Source organism: Telluria sp. ZT3P26 (assembly GCF_059686035.1).
This window is the reverse complement of record NZ_JCASII010000021.1, coordinates 1-2818: the sequence shown is the minus strand read 5'-3', so window position 1 is coordinate 2818 and position 2818 is coordinate 1. Positions and strand designations below refer to the sequence as shown.

Below are 2818 nucleotides of genomic sequence, written 5' to 3'. Positions count from 1 at the left end.
GAAACGACTTTGCGCCGATGATAGTGCTGCAACCAGTGTGAAAGTAGGTTATCGTCAGGCTAGTTATATAGAAAAGCCCCACTCAGTGATCTGAGTGGGGCTTTTCGCTTTGGGCGATCGATACTCAAGAGATGGCCCGAACCATCTTGACGTCCAGGGTTCATGCGGCGGTGAACTCCCGCCATGGCACCGCAAGAAACCTCCCTGCATGCATCGTGCATGAGGGATCCGCCCGGGCCCGCCATTCCATACCTCGCATCGGTGTGAAAAAACATCAGCATTAAGAGCATGACGGACAGAAAACATCGCTTTCCTTACAGAATCAATCGTGCGCTATTAAATCTTCTCTATAATTCGTCGTCTTTGGTCAACCTCCTCTAGCTGACGGTTGCATACCAACCTGCGAACCGTTATTTCTCTCGAAGTCGTTATCATATGAACATATTTTCTTCACTCAGTACCCGTGCAAAACTAGGCGTCGGATTCGGCCTGGTCGGCATCCTCATCATCGTGCTGGCGTTGTTTGCCTGGCGTGAGTTAGGAAATGTTGGCCAAGAGTTAGCGACCCAGAATGCTGTGCGCACTACCAAGCTCGAGCGCCTGTATGCGCTGCGTGAATCGCTTGCGCAAACCGGGCTGGCAGCACGCAACGCCTACATCATTCCCGACACGGTGCAAGCACAGCGTGAACTCGCTCTGCTTGACGAGCAAAAGGCCAACTTCCTCAAGGAACTGCAGGCCCTGGCACCTTTGTTTGAAGGAAACGCCGACTTTGCGACGATGCGTGCCGGCCTGCTGCGTATGGCAGAAGAACTCAACCGTCCAAGACGCTACCGCGATGCCGCGCAGATGGCGGAATACGGGGCATTCCTGGTCAACGAGTGCAGCCCGCTGCGCCGGCAAAACGTGCTGGACATCAATCGCGTCATCACCGCAGTGCAGAAACAGGTCGAGGCCGGGACGCTCAGTGCAGAACAATCGATCACGTCCGCGCAGACGACGATCGTCGCCGTTGCGCTTGCTGCAGTGGTTATCAGTATTCTTGTCGGTGGCGCCATTACCACGCACCTGCTGCGCCAGCTGGGCGGCGAACCTCTGGAAGTCAACCGCATTGCATCGGCAATCGCTTCAGGCGACCTCACGGTCGCGATCACGGTCCGTCCCAACGACCGGGCGAGCGTCATGCATGCCATCCGCGACATGCAAGCCAGCCTTCAGGGCATTGTTGCGCAAGTCCGCGGCGGCACTGACATGATTGCCAATGCTTCAAGCGAAATCAGTGCTGGCAACAGCGATCTCTCGATGCGTACCGCGCAGCAGGCTAGCTCGCTTGGTCGCACGGCGACATCAATGAAGCAGTTCACGGCCGTCGTGGAACAAAACACCGTGCACGCCCGTCATGCCAACACACTCGCAGCATCGGCCAGCCAGGTTGCCAGCAAGGGCGGGAGTGTCGTCACAGCGGTGGTCAGCACGATGGAGGAAATTAACGCATCGGCGCACAAGATATCGGACATCATCAGCGTCATCGATGGCATCGCGTTCCAAACCAATATCCTGGCGCTCAATGCGGCAGTGGAGGCAGCGCGCGCCGGCGAACAGGGGCGCGGATTTGCTGTCGTCGCAAGCGAGGTGCGGAACCTGGCCCAGCGTTCCGCCAGTGCTGCGAAAGAGATTTCTGCCCTGATTGGCGAATCGGTGGCGAAGGTGGAAGCGGGATCAAAGCTGGTCGAGCAGGCCGGCATGACGATGAGCGACATCGTGACCAGCGTGCGACATGTCAGTGGCATCATCGAAGAAATCACGGCAGCGAGCGAAGCCCAGCACGCCGGCATCCAGGAGGTCAACCTGGCCGTTGATCAGATGGATGAAGCAATCCAGCAAAATGCGGTCCTGGTCAAACAGTCCGCAGCGTCGGCGGCGGCGCTCAACGAGCAGGCGGGAAGTCTGTTACGGACGGTGCGTGTGTTCCGCATTGATGCCGAGAACAATCCGCTGCGTATCGCAGCGTAAGCTGCGTTGTCGATGACGCCGGCTTAGCCGCCGTTGTCGTTCAGGCTATTGCGTAGTTCGACCAGTTGACCACGCAAGGCGTCGACCTCGTCGGCCGAACACTTGGTCGCACGAAACACCGCAGCCATGACATTGGCGGCTTCGTGCTTGAGCGCCTTGCCGTCGTCGGTCAGGCTGATGATGACCTGCCGCTCATCACTTCGGGCGCGGTTGCGCTGCACCAGCCCCTGCGCCTCCATTCGCTTGAGCAAGGGAGTGAGCGTCGCAGAATCCAGGAACAAGTGTTCGCCGATATCCGACACGGTCAACTGGTCCTGTTCCCACAACACCATCATGACAAGATATTGCGGGTACGTGAGGCCGAGCTTTGGCAGCACGCCGCGATAAACCCGCATCATCGCCAGGGAGGTTGAATACAGGGCGAAGCAGAGCTGTTCGTCGAGACGAGGCGTATTGGTGGAGGAAAGGGAAGTGTCAGTCATGGAATCCAATATAGGTCGCACACTAGATAATTGCAAGCAATGCCCCCTGAGGCGCATTTCGGCCTAACCTCATGACGCGTCTGGTACTGACGTAAGCGTTGCGTGTAAGCCACCGATGGCGGCTTCAAAGAATATTCATGAAGAGCTCTTGCGGAATGCGGTCCGCGTTTGTTATAGTTCGCCTCCGCTTCGGCACTGACCGAAAATGTTAACGTAATCAAGTGGTTACGAGAGCAAGGTCTACAGAGAAATCTGAGACGAAGCGAAAAGAAAGAGTTGACGAGATTTCGGAAACACAGCATAATCTCTCTTCTCTGCTGCAG

At 56.9% G+C, this 2818-nt stretch carries 2 protein-coding genes; one reads left to right on the top strand and one right to left on the bottom strand.

Annotated elements, in window-relative coordinates:
• The first annotated feature begins 435 nt into the window (after window positions 1-435).
• The gene (locus AC56LN_RS23375; RefSeq protein WP_499574948.1) at window positions 436-2013 is read left to right on the top strand and encodes a methyl-accepting chemotaxis protein; all 1578 of its coding nucleotides are present in this window, start codon (window positions 436-438) and stop codon (window positions 2011-2013) included.
• Window positions 2014-2036: 23 nt separating this feature from the next.
• Here the strand turns inward: AC56LN_RS23375 and AC56LN_RS23370 are convergent, their stop codons facing one another.
• Window positions 2037-2495 carry a MarR family winged helix-turn-helix transcriptional regulator gene (locus AC56LN_RS23370; RefSeq protein WP_499574947.1) on the bottom strand — a complete coding sequence of 153 codons (459 nt, stop codon included), beginning with the start codon at window positions 2493-2495 and terminating at the stop codon, window positions 2037-2039.
• Between the last annotated feature and the right edge of the window lie 323 nt (window positions 2496-2818).